At 69.5% G+C, this 22,035-nt stretch carries 21 protein-coding genes; 13 read left to right on the forward strand and 8 right to left on the reverse strand.

Translation table 11 applies throughout. The features are described 5' to 3' along the window. Positions 1 to 13: 13 nt before the first annotated feature. Together Acor_RS27880 and Acor_RS27885 are read right to left on the reverse strand one after the other, a co-directional pair. The gene (locus Acor_RS27880; RefSeq protein ID WP_155339729.1) at positions 14 to 424 is read right to left on the reverse strand and encodes a nitroreductase family deazaflavin-dependent oxidoreductase; all 411 of its coding nucleotides are present in this window, start codon (positions 422 to 424) and stop codon (positions 14 to 16) included. 40 nt (positions 425 to 464) lie between these two features. Beyond that, positions 465 to 956 carry an Lrp/AsnC family transcriptional regulator gene (locus tag Acor_RS27885; RefSeq protein WP_218034525.1) on the reverse strand — a complete coding sequence of 164 codons (492 nt, stop codon included), beginning with the start codon at positions 954 to 956 and terminating at the stop codon, positions 465 to 467. A gap of 230 nt (positions 957 to 1,186) precedes the next feature. Between Acor_RS27885 and Acor_RS27890 the strand changes: the two genes are divergently transcribed. From Acor_RS27890 to Acor_RS27905, 4 genes are all read left to right on the forward strand, one after another. Beyond that, positions 1,187 to 3,919 carry a cellulose-binding domain-containing protein gene (locus Acor_RS27890; RefSeq protein ID WP_155339730.1) on the forward strand — a complete coding sequence of 911 codons (2,733 nt, stop codon included), beginning with the start codon at positions 1,187 to 1,189 and terminating at the stop codon, positions 3,917 to 3,919. A 78-nt stretch (positions 3,920 to 3,997) separates the two neighbouring features. Beyond that, the gene (gene pta, locus Acor_RS27895) at positions 3,998 to 6,058 is read left to right on the forward strand and encodes a phosphate acetyltransferase (protein ID WP_155339731.1); all 2,061 of its coding nucleotides are present in this window, start codon (positions 3,998 to 4,000) and stop codon (positions 6,056 to 6,058) included. After that, the gene (locus Acor_RS27900) at positions 6,055 to 7,236 is read left to right on the forward strand and encodes an acetate kinase (protein WP_155339732.1); all 1,182 of its coding nucleotides are present in this window, start codon (positions 6,055 to 6,057) and stop codon (positions 7,234 to 7,236) included. The genes pta and Acor_RS27900 overlap by 4 nt, the downstream gene beginning before the upstream one ends. A gap of 150 nt (positions 7,237 to 7,386) precedes the next feature. Further along, positions 7,387 to 7,758 carry a TIGR02611 family protein gene (locus Acor_RS27905; protein ID WP_155339733.1) on the forward strand — a complete coding sequence of 124 codons (372 nt, stop codon included), beginning with the start codon at positions 7,387 to 7,389 and terminating at the stop codon, positions 7,756 to 7,758. Here the strand turns inward: Acor_RS27905 and Acor_RS27910 are convergent. Next, complete coding sequence (locus Acor_RS27910) at positions 7,748 to 8,962, reverse strand: M20 metallopeptidase family protein (RefSeq protein WP_155339734.1); 1,215 nt, start codon at positions 8,960 to 8,962, stop codon at positions 7,748 to 7,750. The genes Acor_RS27905 and Acor_RS27910 overlap by 11 nt on opposite strands. Positions 8,963 to 9,052: 90 nt before the next feature. Here Acor_RS27910 and Acor_RS27915 point away from each other — a divergent pair, with 90 nt between their 5' ends. The 4 genes from Acor_RS27915 (at position 9,053) to Acor_RS27930 (ending at position 10,757) form a co-directional block, all read left to right on the forward strand. Next, positions 9,053 to 9,550 carry a hypothetical protein gene (locus Acor_RS27915; RefSeq protein ID WP_155339735.1) on the forward strand — a complete coding sequence of 166 codons (498 nt, stop codon included), beginning with the start codon at positions 9,053 to 9,055 and terminating at the stop codon, positions 9,548 to 9,550. A 104-nt stretch (positions 9,551 to 9,654) separates the two neighbouring features. Continuing rightward, on the forward strand, positions 9,655 to 9,957 hold the full coding sequence (locus Acor_RS27920; RefSeq protein WP_155339736.1) for a hypothetical protein: 303 nt from the start codon (positions 9,655 to 9,657) through the stop codon (positions 9,955 to 9,957). 153 nt (positions 9,958 to 10,110) lie between these two features. Then, the gene (locus tag Acor_RS27925; protein WP_218034526.1) at positions 10,111 to 10,443 is read left to right on the forward strand and encodes a type II toxin-antitoxin system RelE/ParE family toxin; all 333 of its coding nucleotides are present in this window, start codon (positions 10,111 to 10,113) and stop codon (positions 10,441 to 10,443) included. Then, positions 10,440 to 10,757: a helix-turn-helix domain-containing protein gene (locus tag Acor_RS27930; protein WP_155339737.1), complete on the forward strand. Its 318-nt coding sequence runs from the start codon at positions 10,440 to 10,442 to the stop codon at positions 10,755 to 10,757. The genes Acor_RS27925 and Acor_RS27930 overlap by 4 nt, the downstream gene beginning before the upstream one ends. A gap of 48 nt (positions 10,758 to 10,805) precedes the next feature. Here Acor_RS27930 and Acor_RS27935 read toward each other — a convergent pair whose 3' ends face one another. The 3 genes from Acor_RS27935 to Acor_RS27945 all read right to left on the reverse strand — a co-directional run bounded on the left by Acor_RS27935 (position 10,806) and on the right by Acor_RS27945 (position 16,081). Continuing rightward, entirely contained in the window at positions 10,806 to 12,293 is a 1,488-nt protein-coding gene (locus tag Acor_RS27935; RefSeq protein WP_155339738.1) for a flavin monoamine oxidase family protein, read from the reverse strand. 68 nt (positions 12,294 to 12,361) lie between these two features. After that, complete coding sequence (locus tag Acor_RS27940; protein WP_155339739.1) at positions 12,362 to 15,202, reverse strand: hypothetical protein; 2,841 nt, start codon at positions 15,200 to 15,202, stop codon at positions 12,362 to 12,364. Between the two features lie 45 nt (positions 15,203 to 15,247). Further along, complete coding sequence (locus Acor_RS27945) at positions 15,248 to 16,081, reverse strand: beta-keto acid cleavage family enzyme (protein WP_155339740.1); 834 nt, start codon at positions 16,079 to 16,081, stop codon at positions 15,248 to 15,250. Between the two features lie 144 nt (positions 16,082 to 16,225). Between Acor_RS27945 and kdd the strand changes: the two genes are divergently transcribed. Genes kdd through kal form a run of 4 tightly spaced genes read left to right on the forward strand, consistent with a single transcriptional unit; the run spans position 16,226 to position 19,903 of the window. Continuing rightward, on the forward strand, positions 16,226 to 17,212 hold the full coding sequence (gene kdd, locus Acor_RS27950; protein WP_246239181.1) for an L-erythro-3,5-diaminohexanoate dehydrogenase: 987 nt from the start codon (positions 16,226 to 16,228) through the stop codon (positions 17,210 to 17,212). Beyond that, the gene (gene kamD / locus Acor_RS27955) at positions 17,209 to 18,738 is read left to right on the forward strand and encodes a lysine 5,6-aminomutase subunit alpha (protein ID WP_155339742.1); all 1,530 of its coding nucleotides are present in this window, start codon (positions 17,209 to 17,211) and stop codon (positions 18,736 to 18,738) included. The genes kdd and kamD overlap by 4 nt, the downstream gene beginning before the upstream one ends. Further along, positions 18,735 to 19,517 (forward strand): lysine 5,6-aminomutase subunit beta, encoded by a 783-nt coding sequence (kamE, locus tag Acor_RS27960; RefSeq protein ID WP_246239186.1) that lies wholly within the window; start codon positions 18,735 to 18,737, stop codon positions 19,515 to 19,517. Before kamD ends, kamE begins: the two co-directional genes overlap by 4 nt. Beyond that, positions 19,514 to 19,903 (forward strand): 3-aminobutyryl-CoA ammonia lyase, encoded by a 390-nt coding sequence (kal, locus tag Acor_RS27965; protein ID WP_155339743.1) that lies wholly within the window; start codon positions 19,514 to 19,516, stop codon positions 19,901 to 19,903. The genes kamE and kal overlap by 4 nt, the downstream gene beginning before the upstream one ends. Here kal and Acor_RS27970 read toward each other — a convergent pair. Continuing rightward, positions 19,875 to 20,528, reverse strand: coding sequence for a DUF3592 domain-containing protein (locus Acor_RS27970; RefSeq protein ID WP_155339744.1), 654 nt, complete (start codon positions 20,526 to 20,528; stop codon positions 19,875 to 19,877). The genes kal and Acor_RS27970 overlap by 29 nt on opposite strands. Positions 20,529 to 20,709: 181 nt before the next feature. On the opposite strand from Acor_RS27970, the gene Acor_RS27975 reads away from it, so the two are divergent. After that, positions 20,710 to 21,645 carry an acyl-ACP desaturase gene (locus tag Acor_RS27975; protein ID WP_155339745.1) on the forward strand — a complete coding sequence of 312 codons (936 nt, stop codon included), beginning with the start codon at positions 20,710 to 20,712 and terminating at the stop codon, positions 21,643 to 21,645. 15 nt (positions 21,646 to 21,660) lie between these two features. On the opposite strand, the gene Acor_RS27980 is transcribed toward Acor_RS27975, so the two are convergent. Continuing rightward, positions 21,661 to 21,981 carry a GroES family chaperonin gene (locus tag Acor_RS27980; protein WP_155339746.1) on the reverse strand — a complete coding sequence of 107 codons (321 nt, stop codon included), beginning with the start codon at positions 21,979 to 21,981 and terminating at the stop codon, positions 21,661 to 21,663. Positions 21,982 to 22,035: the final 54 nt, after the last annotated feature.

Raw genomic sequence — 22,035 nt, forward strand, 5'->3', positions numbered from 1 at the left:
GAAAACAGCCCGGTTACTCCAGTGGATTCAGCGAGACGACCGGGATCGCGCGCCCGGCCTTCTCCTCGTGCTCCAGGAAGAACGGGTAGTGCTCGGTGATCGACTGCCAGAGCCCGTCGCGCTCCGCGCCCTCGGTCGGCTCGGCGACGGCGATGTAGACCTCGGGGCCGACCTCGACGGTGACCTTCGGTTCGGCCAGCAGGTTCAGATACCACTCGGGGGCTTCGGGCGCGCCCGCGTTGGAGGCCATGACGAGGAGGCGGTCGCCCTCTTCGACGTACATCATCGGGGTGGTGTGCGGGCGGCCGGTGACGCGGCCCCGGGTGGTGAGGATGAGCAGGGGGCGGCCCTCGAACGCGGCGCCGCCCTTGGCGGCGCGGAAGTCCTCGATGGTCTTCGCGTTGATCTCTCGTATGTCTTCCATGGCCGAGATACTGACCAGAAAGGCTGCCATCATGTGTCAGTTACGGGGTGTCCCAGGTAAAGCGATTCGTGTGTACGGCAAAATACGGGAACGTCTCGCATGCTGACACGCCGTCGAGGGGCTTGATCCGATCTTCGACCAGGTCGAGGAGGGCGCGGGCGGAGGCGCAGGCGATCTCGGCGAAGAGCTGGTAGGAACCCGCGGTGAGGACCACGTGGCCGACCTCGGGGAGGGCGCCGACGGCGTCCGCGACCGGGCGGGGGTCGCCGCTGGTCCTGATGCCGAGCATGGCCATGGCGGGGCGGCCGAGGGCGATCGGGTCGACGAGGCCGGCGACGCGGAGCACGCCGCCGGAGGTGAGGCGCTGGACGCGCTGGCGGACGGCGGGCGCGGAGAGGCCGACGAGCGCGCCGAGGGCGGCGTAGGAGCGGCGGCCGTCGCGCTGGAGTTCGCGCAGGATGGCCCGGTCGGTGCGATCGATGTCGGTTTTGTCCGGATCGTTCGTGATTTTGGATCGCTCGCGGGTAGGCACGAATCGAAAGTATAGGCGGCTCAGCACCTTCGATCCGGTGTTGAGGACGAGTGATTCGGCGGCAACCAATCCACCCCGCCAGGAACAGAAGTTCGTTTGCAGTTCAAACTATTGACGAGGGGTTCGCGGCTGTGTGAACCTCTCGGCAGTTCCATGCACGCGCTGGGCGGACGGTCAGGGTCCCCACCTGATCGTGCATGGCGGTTAACCATTCACGAGGGAGACCGTCCATGCGAAGAAAGCTCCTCAGCATGCTCGCACTCGTCGCCGTGGCACTGGTCACGGTCGTGGTGCGCAACGCGCCGGCGGGTGCCGCGGCGTCAGACCCGTACAACTTCAAGAACGTGCGGATCGACGGTGGCGGCTTCGTGCCGGGCATCGTCTTCAACCAGACCGAACAGAACTTGATCTACGCGCGTACCGACATCGGCGGCATGTACCGCTGGGACCAGGCCGGCCAGAGCTGGAAGCCGCTGCTCGACTGGGTCGGCTTCACCAACTGGGGCTACAACGGCGTCGACAGCATCGCCACCGATCCGGTGCAGACGAACCGGGTGTACGCCGCCGTCGGCATGTACACCAACAGCTGGGACCCGAACAACGGCGCGATCCTGCGCTCCACCAACAAGGGCGACTCCTGGTCGGTCACCACGCTGCCGTTCAAGATGGGCGGCAACATGCCGGGCCGCGGCATGGGCGAGCGGCTGGCCGTCGACCCGAACCGGAACAGCACGCTGTACCTGGGCGCGCCCAACGGCAACGGCCTGTGGCGCAGCCTCGACTTCGGCGCGACCTGGGCGAAGGTGACCGCGTTCCCGAACGCCGGCAACTACGCCTCCGACCCGAGCGACCCGAACGGCTACGGCACCCACCAGCCGGGCGTCGTCTGGGTGACCTTCGACAAGCGGACCGGCACCAGCGGCAACGCCACCCAGACCATCTACGTGGGCGTCGCCGACAAGCAGAACACGGTCTACCGCACCACCAACGGCGGCACCAGCTGGGAGCGGCTCGCCGGTCAGCCGACCGGGTACATCGCGCACAAGGGCGTGCTCGACACCGTCAACGGCTACCTCTACCTCGCGACCAGCGACACCGGCGGCCCCTACGACGGCGCGAAGGGCGACGTGTGGCGGTACGCCACCGCCACCGGCGCCTGGACGCAGATCAGCCCGATCCCGTCCAGCAGCGCCGACGACTACTTCGGCTACAGCGGCCTGACCATCGACCGGCAGAACCCGGGCACCATCATGGTGTCCACCCAGATGTCCTGGTGGCCGGACGTGATCTTCTTCAGGTCCACCGACAGCGGCGCGACCTGGACCCGGGTGTGGGACTTCACCTCCTACCCGAACCGCAGTTTCCGCTACAAGATGGACGTCACCTCCTCGCCGTGGCTGAGCTTCGGCGCGAACCCGCAGCCGCCCGAGGTGACGCCCAAGCTGGGCTGGATGGTCGAGTCGATGGAGATCGACCCGTTCAACGGCAACCGGTTCATGTACGGCACCGGCGCGACCCTCTACGGCAGTACCGACCTCAAGCTCTGGGACACCGGCGGGCAGTTCACCATCAAGCCGATGGTGAAGGGCCTGGAGGAGACCGCCGTACTCGACCTGGTCAGCCCGCCGACCGGCGCGCCGCTGGTCAGCGGCCTGGGTGACATCGGCGGCTTCCGGCACACCAACCTGGACGCGGTCCCGCCGATGATGTTCACGGCGCCCAACTTCACCTCCACCACCTCGCTCGACTACGCCGAGACCAACCCGAGCGTGATGGTCAGGTCGGGCAACTTCACCGACTCCGACCGGCCGAACGACAGCCACGTGTCCTTCTCCACCGACGGCGGCGCGAACTGGTTCCAGGGCGGCGAGCCGGGCGGCGTCAACAACGGCGGCACTGTGGCGGCCTCGGCGGACGGCAGCAGGTTCGTCTGGGCTCCGGGCGACAGCGGCATCCAGGTCGTCTACTCGGTCGGGTTCGGCAACTCGTGGCAGACCTCGACGGGTGCGCCGGCGAACGCGCGGATCGAGTCCGACCGGGTGAACTCGCAGAAGTTCTACGCCTTCGCCAACGGCCGGTTCTACGTCAGCACCAACGGCGGCGCGGCCTTCACGGCGACCGCGGCGACCGGGCTGCCGACCGTCGGCAAGTTCAAGGCGGTGGCCGGGCGCGAGGGCGACATCTGGCTGGCGGGCGGCACGTCCACGACGTCCTACGGCCTGTGGCACTCCACCAACTCCGGCGCGTCGTTCACGAAGCTGGCGAATGTGCAGGAGGCCGACAACATCGGCTTCGGGCGGGCGGCTCCCGGGCAGAGCTACCCGGCGCTGTTCACCGTCGCCAAGATCGACAACGTGCGCGGGGTGTACCGGTCGGACAACACGGGCGGCACCTGGGTGCGGATCAACGACGACGCGCACCAGTACGGCAACATCGGCGAGGCGATCACCGGTGACCCGCGCACCTATGGGCGGGTTTACCTGGGCACCAACGGCCGGGGCATCATCTACGGCGACCGCACGGGCGCGAACCCGTCGCCTTCGCCCAGCCCAAGCCCCAGCCCCAGCCCGTCTCCGTCTCCGTCTCCGTCCCCTTCGCCGTCGCCGAGCCCGTCTCCGTCGCCCAGCCCGAGTCCGAGTCCGAGTCCGGGCGTCGGCAAGGCGTGCACCGCGACCTACGTGATCACCAACACCTGGCCGGGCAACTTCAGCGCCACGGTGACCGTCCGCAGTAGCGGCACGGCGGCGATCACCGGCTGGCAGGTCCGCTGGACCTACCCGAACGGCCAGACGATCCAGTCGCTGTGGAACGGCGCCCACACCCAGAGCGGGGCGAACGTCACAGTGAACAACATGGGTTACAACGGCAACCTGACTCCGAACGCCACGACATCATTCGGCTTCAACGCGGCCGCGCCGGGCACCAACAACGTCCCCACCCCGGTGACCTGCACGGCTTCCTGATTCTGGGGGTTCCTCCGGCCTCCAGTCCGGTACGGCTTCCGCCGCCCGCCCAGCGGCGGGAGCCGTACCATAACCCGCATGGCGATCGGGGTCTACGTCGCGGCGAGCGACGCCAGAAGCAACAAGGGCGCGGTCGCCCTGGGGCTGATCGAACTGCTCTCCCGGCAGGTGGGCGCGGTCGGCGTCTACCGGCCGGTGGTCCGGGCCGGGGTGGAGGACAATCTCATCAACACGGCCAGGATCCGCTTCAAGATGGATCTGCCGTACCAGGTCTGCGCGGGCGTCACCTATGAGGACGTGCACGCCGATCCTGAGCAGGCGATCGACGACATCGTGGCCGGCTACCGGGCGGTCGCGGCGCGCTGCGCGGCGGTCGTGGTGATCGGGACGGACTACACCGATGTGGGCGCGCCCACCGAGTTCGAGTTCAACGCCCAGGTCGCCGCCAACCTGGGCACTCCCGTGCTCAACGTGGTCACCGGCCTGCAGCGGAGCCCGGCGGAGATCGCGTCCGCCGTCGAGCTCTCGGCCAAGGAGCTCGCCGAGGAGCACGCCTTCGGCATCGCGGTCGTGATCACCCGGGTCGATCCGGAGCGGCTGGGCGAGGTGGCGGAGGCCGTAGCGGACTGCCCGACGCCCGTGTGGATCCTGCCGGAGGTGGCGCGACTGTCGGCGCCCACGGTCGCGGACCTGCTGGCCGGCTGCGGCGGCACCCTCTATCTGGGCGAGGAGCAGCAGCTCGGCCGCGAGGTCGACGGCCTGATGGTCGGCGCCATGTCGCTCCCCAACATCCTGGACCGGCTCACCGAGGGCGTCGCCGTGATCGCCCCCGCCGACAGGGCGGCCGACCTGCTGCCCGGCCTGCTCGCCGCGCACCACGCCGACACCTTCCCGGCCCTGTCCGCGATCATCCTCAACGGCGGCATGGACCTCCCCGAGCCGGTACGGCGGCTGCTCACCGGCATGGACATCCGCCTCCCGGTGATCACCACCCCCGGCGACACCTTCGCCACCGCCACCCGCCTGTCCCGGGTCGAGGGCCGCTTCACCCCCGACGCCGACGGCAAGATCGACACCGCGCTCGGCCTGTTCGCCGCGCACGTGGACGGCCCCGCCCTGCTCGCCCGCCTGCACGTCACCCCCGCCACCGCCGTCACCCCGCTCATGTTCGAGTACGACCTGCTCGAACGCGCCCGCGCCGACCGCCGCCACATCGTGCTCCCCGAGGGCGCCGAACCCCGCATCCTGCGCGCCGCCGACATCCTGCTCCGGCGCGGCGTCGCCGACCTGACCCTGCTCGGCGACGAACGTGAGATCCGCGCCCAGGCCGCCCGGCTCGGTCTCGACCTGGGCGAGGCCCGGGTGCTCAGCACCTTCGACCCCGAACTCCGCGAACGTTTCGCCGTCGAGTACGCCCGCCTGCGCGCCCACAAGGGCGTCACCGTGCAGCTCGCCCGCGACACCGTGACCGACGTGTCCTACTTCGGCACGCTGATGGTCGGGCTCGGCCTGGCCGACGGCATGGTCTCCGGCTCGATCCACACCACCGCGCACACCATCCGCCCCTCCTTCGAGATCATCAAAACCCGGCCGGGCGTCGGCGTGGTCTCCAGCGTCTTCTTCATGTGCCTGGCCGACCGGGTCCTGGTGTACGGCGACTGCGCCGTGGTCCCCGACCCGACCGCCGAGCAGCTGGCCGACATCGCGATCTCCTCGGCGGCCACGGCGGCCAGGTTCGGGGTGGAGCCGAGGGTGGCGCTGCTGTCGTACTCGACGGGGGAGTCCGGCGCCGGGCCCGAGGTGGAGAAGGTGCGCGCGGCCACCGCGCTGGTCCGGGAGCAGCGGCCGGACCTGCCGGTGGAGGGCCCGATCCAGTACGACGCGGCCGCCGAGCCGAGCGTGGCCAGAACCAAGATGCCCGACAGCCCGGTCGCCGGGCGGGCGACGGTGTTCGTGGTGCCGGATCTGAACACGGGCAACAACCTGTACAAGGCGGTGCAGCGGAGTGCGGGGGCAGTCGCGGTGGGGCCGGTGCTGCAAGGGTTACGCAAACCGGTCAACGACCTGTCGCGGGGGGCCACCGTGCACGACATCGTGAACACGGTGGCGATCACCGCGATTCAGGCGCAGGGGGAATGATGCACGTCCTGGTGCTGAACAGCGGCTCGTCGTCGATCAAGTACCAGTTGCTGGACATGAGCGCGCGGCGGCGGCTGGCGACCGGGCTGGTGGATCGGATCGGGGAGTCCGCTGGGCGGCTGATCCACAACGGCGAGGCCGTCGGGGGCGACGGGTTCGCCGATCACGAGGCCGGGTTGCGGGCGGTGCTGGAGGTGTTCGCCACGCGCGGGCCTTCGTTGGAGCAGGTGGTCGCGGTCGGGCATCGGGTGGTGCACGGCGGCAGCCGGTTCGCGCGGCCGGCGTTGATCGACGACGAGGTGGAGGCGGCGATCCAGGAGCTGATTCCGCTGGCGCCGCTGCACAATCCGGCGAACCTGGAGGGGATCAGGGTGGCGCGGCGGGCGTTCCCGCTGCTGCCGCATGTGGCGGTGTTCGACACGGCTTTCCATCAGACGCTGCCGCCGGCGGCGTACACGTACGCGGTGCCGGCCGAGTGGGGGGTCCGCAAGTACGGATTTCATGGGACTTCTCATGCTTTCGTGTCGCGGCGGGCGGCGGAGTTGCTTGAGCGGCCGTATGGGGAGGTCAACACGATCGTGCTGCATCTGGGGAACGGCGCGAGCGTTACGGCCGTGCGGGGTGGGCGGTCCGTGGAAACCTCGATGGGGCTGACGCCGCTGGCCGGGCTGGTCATGGGCACCAGATCCGGCGACGTCGACCCCGGAGTCCTGCCCTACGTCGCCCGGCAGCTCGGCCTCAACATCGACGAGATCGACTCCGCCCTCAACCGGGACAGCGGCCTCCGCGGCCTCGCCGGCGACAACGACCTACGCGAGGTCTGGCGCAAAGTCGACCAAGGCGACCCCGATGCCCGGCTGGCCATGGACGTCTACACCCACCGAATACGCGGATATATCGGCAACTATTACGCCGTCCTCGGACATGTTGATGCGATCGTGTTCACGGCGGGGGTGGGGGAGAACGACCCGCGAACCCGCGAACTGTCCCTCGCCGGCCTCGGCCGCCTCGGCATCACCATCGACCAGGCCCGGAACGCCGGCGCCTCCCGGGACGCCCGCACCATTTCGGCGGACGACTCGCCGGTGACCGTCCTGGTGATCCCGACCGACGAGGAGTTGGAGATCGCCGAACAGACAATCGATACTGACGGCGTAGCGCGAAATCCTCCGAACTGATGAGAGGCCCGGAAGATCTCGCTCGCTATCGTGGGGTGATGGGGGTGAGTCGTGTCGACTACCGAAAACACTGAAAGAGCAGGTCAGACCGTGCCGGAAGGGGATGAGAAACATTCGGAATACACGGCACGCGGGGAGGCCAGAGGGCCGATGAAATGGCTCGACCGGGTGCGCTCCACGAAAGCCGGCCGGTTGACCCTGAAGATCGTCGTCGGCATCGTCGGCGGCGCCATGGTGATCGGAGGCCTGATCATGGTCCCGTTCCCCGGCCCCGGCTGGCTGATCGTCTTCGGCGGCCTCGCGCTGCTGGCCACCGAGTTCCACTGGGCCAGCAACGTCCTCGTCTTCGCCAGACGCATGGTCGGCGCGGCGACCGGCTGGCTCAAGCGGCAGAACTGGTTCGTCCGCATCTTCGCGGGTGTGCTCACCTTCGTGCTGGCCGCCGCCATCGTCTGGTTCTGCCTGAAGCTCACCCTGAAGATCGACCTGATCCAGGAAGCGCGGGCGTTCTTCAGCCGCTGAGCTCGCTCAGCTCGCCGATCCCCCCGGCGGGCACGGCAGCCGCCAGCCGGCGGGTCGCCAGCGCGGTCAGCAGCGTGGCCCCATCGGCCAGCACGCCGTCATCGAACTCCGCCTCGGGCGAGTGGTTCGTCGGAGCGCCCACCGGATCCCGTCCATCCGGGCAGGCCCCCAGCACCAGGAACGCCCCCGGCACCTCGTTCAGCACGAACGAGAAGTCCTCGGAGCCGGCCGCGGGCTGCGGCATCGGGAAATAGCGCTCCTCGCCCAGAATCTCCCGTACCGTCTCGGCGGCGAACTCCGCCTCCGCGTCGTCGTTGACGGTCACCGGGTAGCCGATGCCGAACGAGCAATCGGCGGTGAGGCCGTGGGCTTCGGCGATGTGCTGCGCGAGCCGTACCACGCCTTCCTTTAGCCTGGCCCGGGTGTCGGCCGAGAACGAGCGGAGGGTGGCGTCGAAATGGGCGTCATCCGGGATGACATTGTCGGCGGTCCCGCCGTGGAACTGCCCGATCGTCACCACGACCGGGTCGAACACGTCGAAACTCCTGGTCACGTACGTCTGGAGCTGCGTCACGATCTCGCAGCCGACCTGGATCGGATCCAGCGCCCGATGCGGCGTGGAACCGTGGCCGCCCCGCCCGCGCACGGTCACCCGGAAGGTGTCGGCCGCCGCCAGAATCGGCCCGCCCTTGGTGAGGAACAGGCCGGTCGGCACCATGGTCGCGAAGACGTGCATCCCGTACGCGGCGACCGCCCTGGATCCCGAGGCGTCCAGCACGCCTTCCTCGATCATCAGCTTGGCGCCCTCGTACCCTTCCTCGCCCGGCTGGAACATGAACACCACGTCCCCCGCCAGGTCCCCCCGGCGCGCGCTGAGCTGGTGCGCCGCACCGACCAGCATGGCCATGTGCAGGTCATGCCCGCAGGCGTGCATCCGCCCGTCGATCCTCGACCGGTACGGCACCGCGACCCGCTCCCGCACCGGCAGCGCGTCCATGTCAGCCCTGAGCAGCACCGTCGGACCAGGCACCCCACCCCGCAGGACGGCGGTGACCGACGACAGCCCGTCACCCGTGGAGATCTCCAGCGGCAGCCCGTCCAGCGCCGCCAGCACCTTCTCCTGGGTGCGGGGGAGGTTCAGCCCCAGCTCGGGTTCCTGGTGGAGGGCATGGCGAAGGCGTACCAACTCGTCCTGAATGTCCATGCCTCATCCTGCGGGACTTGCCCCCGTCCCGGCAATGCGCCGCGCCATTGACCCCTCCCGCCTGCGATCCTGGGTCGCCGGGGGGAAACGATGATCGCGATTCTTGGCGCCATCCTGCTGACCACGCCGCAGGTCACCATCGGTCTGACCAACGGCATCACCGAAATCGACCAGCGAACGACCTACACCATCAGAGCCGTCAACCACGAGCCCACACCACTGGCGGCCAACGTCCGCATCACCCTCCCGCCCGGCCTCCAAAAGATCAAGGCCCCGGGCGCGTCGGTAGGCGAGACCCACGCCTCCTGGACGATCATGATGCCACCGGGCGAGAACATCTACCACCTGACCGGAACCCTGCGCGGCGACCCCGGCTCCGCGGTGGCTGCCACCGCCTGCGTCTACGCCGGCGACCTGAGCAGGCCCCTGGTCTGCTCCACCGACATCGACGAACTCCCCGACCCACCGGTCACCCCCGGCGGCGGGGTGCTGAGCGCGTTCCTGGTGCTCCTGGTCCTGGCCGGCGGAGCGGGCACCGGCTACCTGACGACCCGCACCCGGCGCGAACGCCACCGCGCGACCATCTGACGCTAACAACTTTCCGCCTTATCTCCAGTCTTTGCGTGATGTCGTCGCCCTGTTACGTTGACGCCGTCGGCCATTTTCGCCCACCAGCAAGAAAGGAAACGCTCTTGTTACGCAAGCGCATCGCCGCCGCCGCGGGAATCGTCACAATCGCCGTGTCCGGCCCCCTGGTCATGACCGGCCCGGCCCAGGCCAGCACCCCCTACAGCTGCCCGTACCTCTCCAACGCCCCCCAGTCCAGCCTCTACGCCTCGGCAGCGGGCCAGGGTCAAATCGTCTGCTGGTACTACGGCAAACCCGCCCCCTGCCGCTACAACGCCTGGCTCAACGGCGACGACTGGTACTACTACCAGCCAAGCTACGGCCCCAACCCCTCCTACTGCCCAACCCGGGCCATCCCGACGGCCTGAACGAACCCACCGATCAAACAGGCCCCCGGCGAGCGGGCCGCGAACGGCGGCTTCGCGGTCCCCTCTCCCCGTTCGGGAGACCCGCCAGTGGGTATAGCGTTTGCTATACTCGCGCTGTGGCCGGGGAAGAGCTGTGGCCGGGGAAGATACGTCGTGACCGAGGTGCGTGAGTGGATCGAGCAGCTCGACGATCTCGCCCGTGCCGGGGTCGTGCAAGCTATCGACGCACTCGCTGAAGGCGGCCCGGGGCTGGGCCGCCCCCTGGTCGACACGATCACTGGATCGGCTATCACCAACCTGAAGGAACTCCGGCCGGGCACTGTTCGCATCCTGTTCGTCTTCGATCCGTGGCGATCCAGCATTCTGCTGGTTGCCGGTGACAAGGCCGGGCGGTGGAAGAGCTGGTACGAGGAGGCGATTCCGTTGGCGGAGCACCGATATGAGGTCTATCTGAAGGAACGCGCGCAGCAGGAGGACGGGAAATGACCGGATACGCGCGCTGGCAGGACATTCGGGCCGAGCATGTCGAGCGTGCCGGCGGTGAAGAAGCGGTCCGGGTCGGGAAGAACGAACTTCTGGCTGAGGTTCAAGGGCATCGGCTGGCGGAGATTCGCCGGAGGCGCGGCCTGACGCAGCAGCAGGTGGCCGAGCGGATGGGAGTCACCAAGGGACGGGTCTCCCAGATCGAGCAGGGCAAGATCTCCGGTCAGGAGATCCTCGCTCGCTATGCCGCGGCCCTCGGGGGTCGGCTGCACCAGGCGATCTACTTTGACGATGGCGACATAGCGGCGATCGCCTGACAGACACTGGTCCATCGCACCGCGTGTGACGGATCGCCAGAGCCTTCGCTAAGGCGTTGATTCGTGGATGGCGGTGGCGGCGCGTAGGCCGGATTCGAGGGCGCCTTCGATCCAGGCGTGCCAGAGGGAGCAGTGTTCGCCGGCGAAGTGGATTCGGCCTTCGGGTTTGAGGATGTCGTCGTGGAGGTTGGATTGTTGCTGGGGTTCGAAGAGGGCGAAGGCGCCGGCGGCCCAGGGGTCGGCGTACCAGGAGTGGCTGATGCCGAATTCGAAGGCGTCGGTGATTTCGGGGTGGACTTTGGCGACGTCTTCTACGGCCTGGTGGATGCGGCGCTGGTGGGACATGGCGCCCCAGCGGAGTGCGTCCTGGCCCCAGGTGTAGCTGGCCAGCAGGATTGAGCGGTCTTCGTGGGGGTCGGAGTAGGAGGGGTAGCAGATCCGGCGGATGGGGAGGTCGGTGACGGTGGTTCCGCCGATGATGCGGTCGGTCTGCTCCCAGAAGCGGGTGCGGACCTGGAACAGGATTTTGGTGGAGGCGTTGTAGTGGAGTTCGCGGATGGCGCGCTGCTTGCCCCGGGAGAAGGCGGGGTGGACTTCGATGTCGCGCAGGACTGAGAACGGGATCGTGCAGATGGCGTAGTCGGCGGTGAGGGTGGTCTGGCCGGTCGTGGTGCGGACGTGGAGGTGGACTCCGTCGCTGTCCTGTTCGATGGCGTGCACCTCGTGGCCGAATCTGACGTGGTCCTTGATCTCGCGGTAGAAGGCGGTGGGGAGCAGGTCGGAGCCGCCGGCGATCTCCTGCATGTCCTCGAAGGCGCGGCCGATGATCTCGCGGAACTGTTCGATGACGGCCGCGTTCAGGTTGGCCTCGCGGAAGCTCATGATGCCGTAGAGCTCGATCGCGCCGGTGGAGAAGCCGCGTTCGCGGAGGAAGGCGCGGATGGAGTAGCGGTCGTATTCGGCGCAGAGGCGGTCGAGGGCGTTCTCGCCCTCCTGGGCGTACAGGTCGTGGATTTCGGCGGTGGCCTCGCGCCAGAGGTCGGTGTAGGTGCGGCCCTGCTCGTGGGGGGCGAGGTCGAAGTCGAGGAGGTCGGGTTCGGCGTTGAGCTGGCCCATGGTGAGGCGTTTGCCCTGGATGTAGGCGAGGGTCTGGGGGTTGTCCATCACGAAGGGGCGGAGTTCCAGGCCGAAGCGGTGGCAGTAGCCCAGGGTCAGGTCGTGGACCCGGGGGATGCGCATGGCGCCGGCTTCGGCGTACAGACCGGGTGCGAAGCCCCGCAGGGTGTGGACCCGGCCGCCGACCCGGTGCTGCGCCTCCAGCACGGTCACGTCGTGGCCTTGGGCGATCAGCTCGTACGCCGCCACCAGTCCGGCCATCCCGGCGCCGATCACCAGCACCCGTTTGGGCTCGGAACCGGCGGGGAGCCCGTGGGTGGCGGTGGCGACCAGGTCGGCGGAGACCCGCACACCGGGGTCAGGTTGGGGGGCGCCCGCCGCGACCAGGTCGGCGGAGGCGGGAGCGGGGAGATCCCTCATACGCGCAGCGTCCTTCCTCAGAAGAGCCTGACTACAGCTCATTGTACGCGGACGCTCACGTTCTGTAACTATGGAGCCTGGGTGGGCGTCGGCTTCACCTCGCTGATCGTGGGCAGGGGCGCGATGGCGTTGTTGACGAACGCGGTCGTCACGGCGGTTCCGGCGGCGATCAGTACGGCGGTGAGGGGGGCGGCGATGGCGCGGGCGCTGCGCACGCTGCGGACCCGGACCCACGGCTCGGCCGCCAGGTTCAGCAGCCGCCACTCCCAGAAGAGCCCGAGCCCGAGGCAGACCACGGCCAGGTTGCCCATCGCGAGCAGGGCGCCGATGATCGCTTCGGCCGGCGTGGGCAGCGGCGTGCTGAAGGCGGCCGGATCGGCGGTCAGCGTGACGGCGAGCGCGAACAGGTGCGCGGGGATGGTGATGACCACGGCGGCGAGCAGCAGGAACATCGACTTGGTGAGCGGCTGGTCGCCCCGGACCCTGGGGTAGAAGAAGCCGAAGACCGCGCACAGCAGGGGCGCGATCGACGCGGTCGCCAGCACACCCGGCAGCTCGTCCGGGGCGGTCGACTGGACCAGCCTCGCGGTGGTGAACGGAATCGACAGCACCAGCCCCACCCCGAAGGCGGTGACCGCTCCCTGCCAGGGCGTGCGGCCGCCGGCGGTGGACAGCGCCAGGTCCGAGTCGATCGGCCCGGTGGCGTCGTCGCTCGCCCTGAGCAGGGTCCGCCGCTGCTTCTCGAAGATCGCCATGGACATCTCGCCGGCGGCGATCCTGCTGCGGCCCTGGCGGAGCAGGTCGGTGAGGGCGGCGCGGGCGAAGCGGCGGTTCACCAGGGCTCTGATCAGGGTCTGGTGCCGCTCGGGGGTGATCTCCGGGCTGGTCTTCGCCCGCTGGGCGGACGGCCCGGACAGCAGCCACAGCACGGCCAGCCACATGATCACGACGGTGGCCGGGGCCGCGATGTCATTGGCGACCTGGGGCAGGAAGAGCCCCAGCAGCATCGTGGAGTACGCCTCGCCCTGGAAGACGGCGGCAGCGGACTGCCCCAGTCGTCTGAGCCGGATCAGCAGCAATACGGCGAGGAGGATGAGGTAGATCAGCGCGATGATGCCGACTGATCCGGAGTAGAGGTAGAACTCCGCCGGGACGGTGTAGCCGGAAAAGAAGTGCGATGAGGCCGTAGCCAGGCCGACGCCGATGATCAGAGTCAGGGCCGCTCCCGACCATAAGATCGCGCGCCCCGGCCACCGGCCGGTGGCCACCGCCAAACCCGCCACCAGGAGCACCATCAGTTCCAGGCCCATGATCAGGGTCATCGCCTCGTACCCGGGCGCCAGCCCCTCCAGGCCGACCCGGATGGTGAGCAGAATCCCAGTCCCCAGCAGGATGGCCGCGAGCACCGGCGCGTACGGGCGCGCCCGCCGGAACGCGGTCACCCCGACCGCGGCCGCCGGCAGAACGGCCCACCACCAGGGAGCGATCGACAGGAGCAGCAGACCGGATCCGATCAGGACGGCCCCGATCAGCCCACCCGCGATCGACAGCAGGCCGATCGTCGAACCGGGCCAGGGCGGGGGACCGACCCGCCGGGCGGCCATGATGAGGGCGAGAACGGGCAGGCCGGTCAGAAGCAGCCCGATCAGCGGCAACTCCAGCGGCGGCGGCGGGCTGAAGCCAAGACCGACCAGATAGAAGACCAGGAACCAGAGCACGAGGAACCGGTTGTCCCAGCGTCTCCACCAGGCCGCCCCGAACGACCGCGCGAACGTCCAGACCAGCACGGCGATCACCAGCACCGCGAGAGCGTTGAACGCGGCTGTGGTCACCCACCATGGGCCGTCCGTGGCTTCCGTGGGATTGGAGAAGACGTAGCCGGACGCATCTCCCGCGAGGTAGGCGGCCGCGGCCCCCGACCCGGGCGTGCCCGTGCCGAAGGCGACTCGGGTGACCTGGGTTCCGTCGAACCGGAGGTTTTCGCGGTCCTGCGCCGAAGGCGCCGCGCCCGTCACCCCCCACAGCGTCAGGCCGGGCGCGGCCACGATGATCTCGTGGGTGGCCGGGCGGGAGACCGAGCCATCGGGTGCGGGGGGCCAGAACGCGACTCGGCAGATCCGGGCGCCGATCCCGCCGGACAGGCCGTAACCGACCCCGGTCGCCGTGACGACGAACTGGCCGGAGTCGGGGTCGACCCGGAGCACCGGCATCTCGTACTCCACCGGGAGGTCCTGGCCGCCGGTGTACGTGTCCACTTCGCCGAGTCTTATCGTCAGGAAGTCGGTCGGCGTGTCCAGGGCCGCGCCGGCGCGCAGCAGGGCCGCGTCCGGGTCGTCGGCGCGCAGCCGCCATTCGTGGGTGACGGCGACCTTGACGTAGGTCTCGTTCTCGAGCTCCAAAGAATAGGCCCGATACGCCGCTTCGACCTCGTCCCTGGCCGGGGTGGTCAGGGTCACTCGCGTGACGGCGGCCAGCCCGCGGCCGGGTGTGATCCCGCCCGGCGGCGGGATCACCTGGAACATGGCGCTGCCGGAGTCGCCAGTCTCGTCGCAGGTCGCGCGCATCTCATAGATGCCGGGCGGGATCCGGGAGTCCACGTCGACGAGTCCGGTCGCCGGGCCGTCACCGGTCGAGGTATCCAGGCTGGGCGTGTAGGTGAGGATCGGCGACACCGCCGTCGCCGTCTGCCCCCGGCAGGGCGCGGTCACCGTAATCTGGGAACCGGGCTGGACCTTCGCGGGACTCAGGACGATTTTCAGTGGTTCTACGGAGACTTCGGGCTCCGCGAGCTCTTCGGATTCGGCCGCCGGTGGGGGCGAGGGGAGCCGGAAGACCGCCACCGCCTCGGCGGTCACGATCAGGGCGATGGCCGCGGCGACGATCAGAAGCCGGGCAGGCGGTTTCCGCACCTGTCGATCATGATGTCACCCCGGTCGCCGCGTCCAGGCCTGCTGTCAACCGTTACCGGTGGGGAGCCCGAGGAAAGCGCGGGCGGTGGCGGTGTCCATTGGCGGGCGCTGGGCGAGGGTCGCCGCCGCGGCGGCCCTGGTCACCAGTTCGGCGTTGTCCCGTACCGGCCGCCCCTTGGCGAAGGTGAGGGTGTCCTCCATGCCGACGCGCAGGTGGCCGCCCGCCGCGAGGGCCGCCAGCAGCACCGGCACCGAGGTCCTGCCGATCCCGGTGGCGGACCAGGTCGCGCCCTCCGGGAGGGCTCGCAGGGCGGCGGCGACGGTGGGGAGGTCGCCGCCGAAGCCGCCGGGGACGCCCATCACCAGGTCGCAGTGGATCCGGCCGCCGCGTGGAGGGCCGTACGTCGCGAGCAGGCGGTTCAGCGCGGCGATGTGGCCGAGGTCGAAGAGTTCGAATTCGGGCACGACGCCCTTCTCCTGGGTGGCCTGGTAGAGGTCGGTCATGAAGCCCCACGGGTTCATGAAGACGTCGTCGCCGAAGTTGACCGTGCCGCAGGTGAGGGAGCACGCGTCGGGGGCGGCGTCGAGCACGCGCAGCCGGGCCTCGTACGGATCAGTGACCGCGCCGCCGGTCGAGAGCTGCACGATCAAGGACGTGTGGGCGCGCAGAGCGGCCACCGTGTCCTTCAACCGGCCCAGATCCAGGGTGGGCCGGGCGTCGTCGTCGCGGATGTGCACATGGATGACCGCCGCGCCGGCCGCCTCGCAGGCGACGGCGGCAGCCACCAGCTCGTCCAGGGTGACGGGGAGGGCGGGGGTGCTGGCCTTGTCCGCCTCCGCTCCGGTGGGAGCGACGGTGATGAGGGTCGCGGCAGTCATGTGCCAGATATTGCCTGCTGGGGATGGGGTGGGACAAGATGTTTCCCTGAGTCGAGACTCAGGAATGGCGGATCGGCGTGAGGACGGTGAGTGATGCGAGAAGCCCGCGTTTCCCGTGAAGATGGCGGGTGGACCGCCTCACCGGTGGGCCTGCACCGGGTGCTGGCCCCGACCGGCGTGCTGCCGCAGGCGGCGGAACGCCTGGACGCCTCGCCCGAGTTGTGGCCGGGCGAGGTGCGGATCCGGGTCGAACGCCTCAACCTGGACGCGGCTTCGTTCCGCCAGCTGTCCGACCAGTACGGCGACGCCATCAAAGCCGAGGTCCTCGCGATCATCGAGTCGCGCGGCAAGATGCACAACCCGGTCACCGGCTCCGGCGGCATGCTGGTCGGCGTCGTCGACGAGGTCACCCCGGACTCGCCGCTCGGGCTGAAGCCGGGGGACCGGGTGGCCACCCTGGTGTCGCTGACGCTCACCCCGCTGCGGATCACCGACGGGCTCGCCCGGTGGGACGGCAGATCCGAGCAGGTGCCCGCCGAAGGGCACGCGATCCTGTTCGCCCGCTCGATCGCCGCCGTACTCCCCGGCGACCTGCCGGTCCCGCTGGCGCTGTCGGTCATGGACGTCTGCGGCGCGCCCGCGCTCACCCGCCGGGTGGTGAAACCGGGGTCGGCGGTCGCGGTGATCGGGGCGGCCGGGAAGAGCGGTTCGCTGTCGCTGGCCGCCGCCCGCCGGGCCGGGGCCGCCCGGCTGGTCGGCGTGGTGCCGCACGCGCGCGAGGCCGAGGCGCTGACCTCGGCCGGGCTGGCCGACGAGGTGGTCATCGCCGACGCGCGCGATCCGGTCGCGCTCGCGGCGGCCGTCGGCGCGCCCGTGGACGTGACCGTGGTCTGCGTGGACGTGCCCGGCTGCGAGCACGGCTCGATCCTGGCCACCCGGGACGGCGGGACGGTGATCTTCTTCTCGATGGCGACCTCGTTCAGCGCGGCGGCGCTCGGCGCGGAAGGGCTCGCCGCCGACGTGACCATGCTGGTCGGCAACGGCTACACGCCCGGCCACGCGGCGCTCGCCCTGGACCTGTTCCGCACGTCCGCGGGCGTGCGCGCCCTGTTCGAGGGGAGGCACGCGTGAGCAAGCTGGGCCTGGACCAGGAGGTCGTGGCGAAGGCCCGGCGGCTGGCGGCGCGGGCGGCCGAGCCGATCATCGAGATGGCGCGGACGCACACGACCGTGTCGGTGGAGCGCGCGGTGCTCCGGCTGGCCGGGGTGACGGGGGCGGACGCGGACGGCACGCCGTGGGTGAACCGGATCGTGGACGCGGTGCGGGCGCAGGTCGGCCTGGAGCGGGGGATCGCGCTGCCGGTGTTCCACGCGTTGCGGGAGCACCAGGATCCGCGGGAGCTGGTGCGGGCGCGGTTCGAGGTGCCGGCGGGGGCGCAAGCCGTACGGGCCGGGAAGCGGGCGCGGGAGGCGGTGGCGCGCGGGATCGCGCGGATCGACGCGAACCGGGCGGACCGGGATCGGCTCCTGGGTAAGCATGGGAATCCGGACATGCCGTGGATCTATCTGATCGTGGCCACCGGGGACATCTACGAGGACATTCCGCAGGCGCAGGCCGCCGCCCGGGAGGGGGCCGACGTGATCGCGGTGATCCGGTCGACCGGGCAGTCGCTGCTGGACTTCGTGCCCGAGGGCGCGACCCGCCAGGGGTACGCCGGGACGTACGCCACGCAGGAGAACTTCCGGCTGATGCGGGCCGCGCTGGACGAGGTGTCCGGGGAACTGGGGCGGTACGTCCGGCTGACCAACTACGCGAGCGGGCTGTGCATGCCCGAGATCGCCACGCTGGCGGGGCTGGAACGCCTCGACATGATGCTCAACGACTGCATGTACGGCATCATCTTCCGCGACATCAACCCCAAGCGGACCTTCATCGACCAGCGCTTCTCCCGGCAGATCCACGCCCGCGCCGGGATCGTCATCAACACCGGCGAGGACAACTACCTGACCACGGCGGACGCGGTCGACGCCGCGCACACCGTGATCGCCTCCCAGCTGCTCAACGAACGTTTCGGCCACGAGGCGGGGCTGTCGGACGCGCAGCTCGGCCTCGGCCACGCTTTCGAGATAAATCCGGACCTGCCGGACTCGTTCAGGCTGGAGCTCGCGCACGCCCAGCTGGTCAGGGAACTCTTCCCGGACGCGCCGCTCAAGTACATGCCGCCCACCAAGCACATGACCGGCAACATCTTCGCCGGCTACCTGCTGGACGCCTTCTTCAACCTGGCCGGCGTGCTGACCGGCCAGTCGATCATCCTGATCGGCATGATGACCGAGGGCATCCACACCCCCTGGCTCTCCGACCGCGACCTGGCCCTGGAGAACGTCCGGTATGTCCGCCGGGCCGCGGGCGCGCTCGCCGAGGACTTCCATCCCGCCCCCGGCGGCTTCACCGTCGAACGCGCCAGGCAAGTGCTCTCCGAAACCGTCGACCTGCTCGGCCGGGTCGCGGACGACGGCCTGCTCACCGCCATCGCCGACGGCACCTTCGGCGTCACCCGCCGCCCCGCCGACCGCGGCAAGGGCCTGGACGGCGTGATCGAACAGGCCGACGGCTACTACAACCCGGCCACCGAGATCCTTGAGGAGCGCCCGTGACCATCTCGGTCGACACGATCAAACAGATCATCCGCCCATACGGCGACACGACCGGCGACGCCATGGTGCAGGTGTCCTTCACCCTGCCCGTCCCGCAGGGCCCCCGTGCGGAGTCGGCCGCTCTGCAGCTGGCGGGAAAGATGGGTCTAGAACCGGCCAGCGTCGTCCATACCAAGGCGATGGGCCCGGACTTCACGTTCTTCATCGTGTACGGGAAAGTCACCCACCTCATCGACTACGCCGGCATCGTCGTCCCCGAAGGCCGCGAGTACGAGTTGCTCACGCCCCAGCAGGTCAACCTGGCCATCAGGAGTGTGCTGGGCCGCAAGCTCGTGGTGGTGGGGGCGTGTATCGGCACGGACGCGCACACGGTCGGCATCGACGCGATCCTCAACGTGAAAGGGTTCGCGGGGGAGAAGGGCCTGGAGTACTACCGCGAGATCGAAGTGCACAACCTAGGCGCCCAGGTCGAAGTGGACGAACTGGTCGCGCACGCCAAGGACGCGAACGCGGACGCCGTGCTGGTCTCCCAGGTGGTGACGCAGAAGAGCGCGCACATCCACAACACCAAGCAGATGGCCGGGGCGTTCACGGACGCCTACCCGACCTCGCTGACCGGCGGGCTCGGCCGCCCGCTGCTGGTCGTCGGCGGCCCGAGGTTCGACACGGTGTCCCCGTCCGACCTGGGCGTGGACCGCATCTTCGGGAAGGGAACCACACCGGGCGAAGTGGCCAGTTACCTGGTGGCCGCGCTGATCCCCACCTGGAGCCCGGCATGAAGGTCACCCATCGGCGGTATGTCCCGTATTCGCACGCGCACTACGGCGGGTCACTGGTGGACGGCGCGTACGTGCTCGGCCTGTTCGGGGACGTCGCCACCGAAGTGTGCGTGCGGCTGGACGGCGACGAGGGACTGTTCGCCTCGTACTCGGACGTGCGGTTCCTCGCGCCCGTCCGGGCCGGGGACGTGATCGAGGTGAGCGCCGAGGTGACCAGGGTCGGCAACCGGAGCCGGACGCTGGCCTTCGAGGCGCTGGTGGTCTGCCGGGCCAGGCCCGACCGGTCCGAGTCGGCGGCGGAGGTCCTGGAACCCCCGATCGTGGCGACGACGGCGACCGGGGTGGTGGTCGTCCCGGTCAGTCCTCCTCCATCGCCTCGGCCTTGAGGCGGTCGAACTCCGCCGCCGAGATCGCGCCGGAGCCGCGGAGCGCGTCCAGTTGCGTCAGCCGCTGGATCCGGGCGTCGGACGCGGTCCGCGGATAGGACATGCTCGCCGCGACGGTACGGAGGTCGTCGAGGATGACCGGGTCGCCGGGCCGCGCCGGGTCGTACGCGACGGTGACCGTGGCGCCCTGCGGGACCCGGCTGAGCGTGCGATGCCGGAACTCCAGGCCGGGCACGTCCGGCACCCGCAACGTGAGACGCCACAGCGGCTGCCCGTTGACCCGGGTCCCCGTCGCCTGAGCCGTCACCACGATCGCCTGCGCCGGGATGCCGTGCTCACGCAGGTAGTCCTCCCGCCGGCCGCGCCTGATCCAGCGGACCGCCAGCCAGAGCGCGACCGCCAGCGCGACGCAGCCGATGACCAGGAACACGATCCCGACGATCATGTTCGTGGTCTCGCCCTCCAGGCAGGTGCTCGTCCGGCCGCGGCTGTCCACGCAGGCGTGACTCGTGTCCGGGTCGTCGAACGCCAGCCACCGGTAGGTGAAGTACGCGCCCACCGGCAGGCTCCACGCGACCTGCACGAGGATGGCGACCACGATCCAGAAGCGGGCTTTCCTTGGCATGCGGGCAGCCTAGTTCGCCCGAATATCGGAGCGGAAGTCGCGTCGTGTTCCGGTCGTGTATACGGAGGGTGGTGTAGTGGAGGTCCCACAAGAACCCTCGCGGATCTCTGTGAGTTCGCTCGGGGTGTGGCGGGCCAAGTTACGGTAGCGTAGGTTACGAATTCGTAGGTTAGGGGTAAAAATGTCGCGTGCGCTGACGCAGACCGAGCTCTTGGTGGAGCTGGAACATGTGGTCGAGGAGAATCTGAACCGGCACATCGACGTGGCCAAAGAGTGGTTTCCGCACGAATACGTGCCGTACAGCGACGGCCGGACCTTCGACGGCGTCCTCGGTGGTGAGGCGTGGCGTCCCGAGGATTCCACCATCCCGGAGGCGGCCCGCGTCTCGCTCGTGGTGAACCTGCTGACCGAGGACAACCTCCCCAGCTACCACCACGAGATCGCCACCACCTTCGGGCGGGACGGCGCGTGGGGCACCTGGGTGCACCGCTGGACCGCGGAGGAGGGCCGGCACGCCATCGTCATCCGCGACTATCTGATGGCCAGCCGCGCCGTGGACCCGACCGCGCTTGAGCGGGCCCGGATGGCCCACATGGAGAACGGCTTCGCCACCGAGTACGGCACGATGCTCCAGCAGCTCGCCTACGTCTCCTTCCAGGAGCTGGCCACCCGGATCTCGCACCGCAACACCGGCCGGGTCTCCGGCGACCCCGTCTGCGAGCGCATCCTGGCCCGCGTCGCCGCCGACGAGAACCTGCACATGCTCTTCTACCGCAACCTGCTGGGCGCGGCCTTCGAACTCTCGCCGTCGCAGACCATGCGCGCGGTCACCGACGTGGTCACCTCGTTCCAGATGCCCGGCGCCGGCATGCAGGGCTTCGCCCGCAAGTCGGTGACCATCGCGATGGCGGGCATCTACGACCTGCGCCTGCACTGCGACGAGGTCCTGGCCCCCGTGCTGCGCCAGTGGAAGGTCAACGAGCTGGAGGGCCTGGACGCCGAGGGCGAGAAGGCCCGCGAGGAGCTCAACACCTTCATGTCCCAGCTGGACCTGATGGCCACCAAGTTCGAGGAGCGCCGCGAGGCCCGCCACGCCCGCGAGGCCGCCAGGGCCTGACCCCGCTACGGACGGTTAGAGGTAGAGCCCGGTGCCGTGGTCGGTCTGCGGAGTGGCCACGGCGTGCAGGTCGCGTTCGCGCATGACCAGGTAGGTCTGGCCGTGGACCTCTACCTCAAGCTGGTCTTCCGGGCTGAACAGCACCTTGTCGCCCACCTTGACGGCGCGGGCGTTGGCGCCGACGCCCGCGACCTCACCCCAGATGAGACGGTTGTCCATCTTGACGGTGGCCGGGATGACGATGCCCGCGGTGCTGCGTCGCTCCTCGGTCTCCTGCTCGGCCTTGACCATGACTCGGTCGTGCAGCATCTGGATCTCGAACTTCGGGTCGGCCACATTCGGCAGTTTACTGGGCGTTCGACCCGCGGTAGCCAGTTGCGGCAAGTCCGC

It is taken from the genome of Acrocarpospora corrugata, assembly GCF_009687845.1.
Classification (GTDB): Bacteria; Actinomycetota; Actinomycetes; order Streptosporangiales; family Streptosporangiaceae; genus Acrocarpospora; species Acrocarpospora corrugata.

Excerpts from the sequence above, each read along its gene's own strand:
- Acor_RS27945 (WP_155339740.1), bottom strand. The coding sequence starts at position 16,081 with ATGACTGCCGCGACCCTCATCACCGTCGCTCCCACCGGAGCGGAGGCG.
- Acor_RS27890 (WP_155339730.1), top strand. The coding sequence starts at position 1,187 with ATGCGAAGAAAGCTCCTCAGCATGCTCGCACTCGTCGCCGTGGCACTG.
- Acor_RS27880 (WP_155339729.1), bottom strand. The coding sequence starts at position 424 with ATGGAAGACATACGAGAGATCAACGCGAAGACCATCGAGGACTTCCGC.
- pta (WP_155339731.1), top strand. The coding sequence starts at position 3,998 with ATGGCGATCGGGGTCTACGTCGCGGCGAGCGACGCCAGAAGCAACAAG.
- kal (WP_155339743.1), top strand. The coding sequence starts at position 19,514 with ATGAAGGTCACCCATCGGCGGTATGTCCCGTATTCGCACGCGCACTAC.
- Acor_RS27930 (WP_155339737.1), top strand. The coding sequence starts at position 10,440 with ATGACCGGATACGCGCGCTGGCAGGACATTCGGGCCGAGCATGTCGAG.
- Acor_RS27975 (WP_155339745.1), top strand. The coding sequence starts at position 20,710 with ATGTCGCGTGCGCTGACGCAGACCGAGCTCTTGGTGGAGCTGGAACAT.
- Acor_RS27935 (WP_155339738.1), bottom strand. The coding sequence starts at position 12,293 with ATGAGGGATCTCCCCGCTCCCGCCTCCGCCGACCTGGTCGCGGCGGGC.
- Acor_RS27905 (WP_155339733.1), top strand. The coding sequence starts at position 7,387 with ATGAAATGGCTCGACCGGGTGCGCTCCACGAAAGCCGGCCGGTTGACC.
- Acor_RS27900 (WP_155339732.1), top strand. The coding sequence starts at position 6,055 with ATGATGCACGTCCTGGTGCTGAACAGCGGCTCGTCGTCGATCAAGTAC.
- Acor_RS27910 (WP_155339734.1), bottom strand. The coding sequence starts at position 8,962 with ATGGACATTCAGGACGAGTTGGTACGCCTTCGCCATGCCCTCCACCAG.
- Acor_RS27970 (WP_155339744.1), bottom strand. The coding sequence starts at position 20,528 with ATGCCAAGGAAAGCCCGCTTCTGGATCGTGGTCGCCATCCTCGTGCAG.
- Acor_RS27915 (WP_155339735.1), top strand. The coding sequence starts at position 9,053 with ATGATCGCGATTCTTGGCGCCATCCTGCTGACCACGCCGCAGGTCACC.